The sequence below is a fragment of the Clostridium sp. MCC328 genome (genome assembly GCF_018785465.1).
Taxonomy (GTDB): Bacteria; Bacillota; Clostridia; order Lachnospirales; family Lachnospiraceae; genus Pilosibacter; species Pilosibacter fragilis.
The window spans coordinates 1-3,934 of the sequence record NZ_WQPW01000047.1; the positions used below are offsets into that span (position 1 = coordinate 1).

General features: G+C 50.0%; 3 protein-coding genes. All 3 read right to left on the minus strand.

The annotated features are described in order from the left end of the window. Positions 1-93: 93 nt before the first annotated feature. The 3 genes from fucO to yfcC all read right to left on the minus strand — a co-directional run bounded on the left by fucO (position 94) and on the right by yfcC (position 3,744). On the minus strand, positions 94-1,242 hold the full coding sequence (fucO, locus tag GPK83_RS08300; protein ID WP_215704525.1) for a lactaldehyde reductase: 1,149 nt from the start codon (positions 1,240-1,242) through the stop codon (positions 94-96). A 177-nt stretch (positions 1,243-1,419) separates the two neighbouring features. Further along, positions 1,420-2,001: a TetR/AcrR family transcriptional regulator C-terminal domain-containing protein gene (locus GPK83_RS08305; protein WP_118599286.1), complete on the minus strand. Its 582-nt coding sequence runs from the start codon at positions 1,999-2,001 to the stop codon at positions 1,420-1,422. A gap of 231 nt (positions 2,002-2,232) precedes the next feature. Next, positions 2,233-3,744, minus strand: coding sequence for a putative basic amino acid antiporter YfcC (gene yfcC / locus GPK83_RS08310; protein WP_215704526.1), 1,512 nt, complete (start codon positions 3,742-3,744; stop codon positions 2,233-2,235). Between the last annotated feature and the right edge of the window lie 190 nt (positions 3,745-3,934).

The window sequence follows — 3,934 nt, forward strand, 5'->3', positions numbered from 1 at the left end:
CTATTGAAAGCGCCGTATACCGAACGGTACGTACGGTGCTGTGAGAGGACGGCGGTTAGCCACCGCCTCCTACTCGATTGCGAGAAGGCATTTTTACGCCATGATCTTACGGAACAGGTCTTTCAGGTCCTCTACGCTGGCATCCTTCGGGTTGCCCGGCGCGCAGGCATCTGCATGTGCGGACTCTGCAAGGAACGGAAGGTCTTCCTCTTTGATCGCCTCAAGGACAGACGGAATTCCGACATCCGCGGAGAGCTTCTTGACGGCGTCAACAGCTGCTTTCCGGTATTCGTCCTGAGACATGGAATCAACATTTGCAACGCCCATTGCACGTGCGATCTCACGGTATTTCTCGCCGGTGCATTCCTGATTATATTCCATAACGATCGGAAGCATCATTGCGCAGGCAACACCGTGCGGGGTATCATAGACAGCACCGAGTGTGTGTGCCATGGAGTGGGCGATACCAAGACCAACGTTGGAGAAGCCCATACCGGCAATGTACTGACCGAGAGCCATTCCCTCGCGGCCTTCCTTTGTGTTTGCCACAGCACCGCGCAGGGATCTTGAGATGATCTCGATGGCTTTCAGATGGAACATATCGGTCATTTCCCAGGCAGCCTTTGTTGTATAGCCTTCGATGGCATGGGTCAGGGCATCCATACCTGTAGAAGCGGTAAGTCCCTTCGGCATGGAGGACATCATATCAGGGTCAACGATCGCAATGATCGGCATGTCATGCGGGTCAACGCATACAAATTTACGCTTTTTCTCGATATCGGTGATAACATAGTTGATCGTAACTTCGGCAGCAGTACCGGCTGTTGTCGGAACGGCGATGATCGGAACACACGGTCTTTTCGTCGGTGCAACACCCTCAAGACTTCTTACATCCTCAAATTCCGGGTTTGCGATGATGATGCCGATCGCTTTGGAGGTATCCATGGAGGAGCCGCCGCCGATGGCGATCAGGTAGTCAGCGCCGGATGCCTTAAAGGCCTCAACACCGTGCTGGACATTCTGGATCGTCGGGTTTGCTTTAATATCGGAGTAGAGCTCGTAGTCAAGACCGTTTGCGGTCAGAATGTCGGTTACTTTGGCGGTAACCTTGAATTTTACGAGATCCGGGTCGGAACATACGAACGCCTTTTTAAAGCCGTGGGCTTTCGCCTCGTTCGCGATCTCCTGAATCGCGCCTGCTCCGTGATAAGATGTCTGATTTAACATAATACGATTTGCCATGATAAAAAACTCCTTCCATGAATACTTGATCTCAAAAGCTTTCTGTGCCTTTGTTATTATATTAACAAATCCGAAGGGCAAAAAGAAAGTTACAGAAAAGGCCAAGTGTAACACTTCAAGGAAAATCGACATATTGCAAAAGAAACGCACGAAAAAATTGTGCAAAATAACAATAGATCAGGACAGCAGATGAAGCTCAAGAAACAGGTCCCGCAATGCTGCCGGCATCGCGCGGACGAGAAGCCCGGCAAACTGGGACGGGGTCAGGTCCATGCCGCCGAGAACCCACTTTACGGTCATGGTGATCGAGCCCTGACAGTACATTTCCAGAAGAAAATGGATCTCAGGGCTGGCCGGTCTGCCGCTTTTTTCACGGATCAGATTTTCATAAAAGGCGAGGATCAGCTTAAAATCATGCTCCCTCAGGGAATTCTGCCTGTCATAGCGGAATGCGGCGGCAAAAAACGCCTTTTCCTCCTGAATATATGTAAATTTTTTCTCCAGACTGTCAAGGACCGTGGTCCCGCGCCCCATATGTTCAAAGGAGCGGGCGAGGAGCTTGTCGAAATACCAGTTGATCAGGTCATATTTATCAAGAAAATTCCGGTAAAAGGTCTGGCGGGTGACGCCGCAGCGCTCTGTGATCTGGCGGACAGTGATCGCATCGACCGGAGTTGTCTTCATGCATTCCTTCATGGCTGCGGCGAGACGGTATTTTGTTTTTTCCCCCTTCATGGCAGGCGTGCTGGATTCGATCATTAAAAGCTCCTTTCTCCGGTATCGCGACCGGTGCTATCGTATTCAGTAAATTCTATCATATTTTTCCCAAGGGAGAAAGTCTTTTTGAGCCGGTTAGCTCCTTCTTCGGATATCATCGGGAAGCGTTCAAAAAAACCCCGTATTATCCGCGATCGAGTCACGCGGATGATACGGAGTTTGTGTTATATCTGAATGAGCTTCAGATGGCTGATACCGAAGGCAGACCGGTTTTTATGAGAGACCGATCACAACGGCAAGGATCACAGCGATGGATCCGAATGCAAACAGGACAGCCTGGAATTTGATCTGGAATTTTGCCCATTTGCCCCAGTCGAGCTTTGCCGCAGCCAGCGCGCCTAAGAGACAGCCGGAGGTCGGAACGATGAAGTTTGTGAAGGCGTCACCAAGCTGGTACGCAACAACAGCAACCTGTCTCTCGACACCGACAAGATCGGCGAGAGGAGCCATGATCGGCATGGTAAGGGCAGCCTGTCCGGAACCGGATACAACGAAGAAATTGAACACGGACTGGAAGATATACATAAACCATGCGGAGATCACCGGCGGGAAATTCTGCATTCCGTCACTGATGCTGTGAAGGATCGTATTTAAGACTGTACCGTCGGTTGCGCTTGTGCCGCCAAGGATGATGATGATACCCTGCGCCATTCCGACACACATTGCAGCGCCTAAAAGATCGGCAGCACCGTGGTCGAAGGATTTTGCGATATCATTTACTTTCATGTCATTCAGCTTAAAGACAACGCCGATGATACCGGAAACAAGACCCATCACGAAGAACTGGGAAGCGATCTCCGGGATATAGTAGCCCTCGCTTACAACGCCCCAGATCGTCCATACCATGCAGGCAGCGACCGTGAGGAGAACAAGCTTGTGGCCGAGAGTGAACGGCGGCATCTCTTTGCCGTTCTTTGCGAATTCTTTTCTGTATTCTTCGTCAGATTCATACGCAACGGAGAGCTGCGGATCTTTCTTGATCTTTACTGCGTAGCGCATTGTGAAGACGATCGTAAGTCCTGTGAAGAAGATCCATAACGGGATACGGAACCATGCGCCGGACATGACCGGAATACCGGCAACACCCTGGGCAACAGCCAGTCCGAACGGATTCTGCCAGGAAGAACCGAAGCCGATCTGTGTAGATACGTAGGAGCACATAATTCCGACAACTGCGTCATACCCCATTGCGATAAACATCGGTACGAGGATCATAACGAACGGAATCGCCTCCTCCCCCATACCGAAGACTGCGCCTCCGAGGGAGAACAGGACTACGAGGATCGGGATCAGAAGGATCTCGCGTCCGTTTGTCAAAGCGATGACCCGCATAATGCCGCTTTCTATCGCTCCTGTCCGGAGAACGATACCGAAGGCACCGCCTACGACCAGAATGAAGGCAATGATTCCGACAGCGGTACCATTCTTATCGCCGACGGTCATACCCTCGAATACATAGTTTAAAATTCCCTGACCGCCAAAGTCCTCGGTTCCGAAGAGCGGAGCTGCTTTGGTCACTTTGTTTCCGTTTTCATCCAGAATATACTGGAAGCTTTCCGGATCCAGAACGGTTCTTGTTTTTTCCACGCCGTTCTGCATATACGTGATTTCTTTTGTGTCGTATTTACCCAACGGGATAAATACGGTAAGCAGAGCCGCGAACAGAATGACACCAAAAATGATGATGTAAGTGTGCGGCATCTGGAAGCCCTTTTTTTTCTCCATGGCTTATCCCCCCATAATTGTATTCTCTGCCTGTGAAATCCCCCGCACAGGTAGTGTATCTACTATATTAACATAGATTCTGTGATACGTCATCACTCTTTTCCTTTAATCCACGACAAACGCATGAATGATTGTCTACCACCAATTCTGTTTTCAGCTATTTTTAAGCTTCTAAAAGTTCTTCCAGATA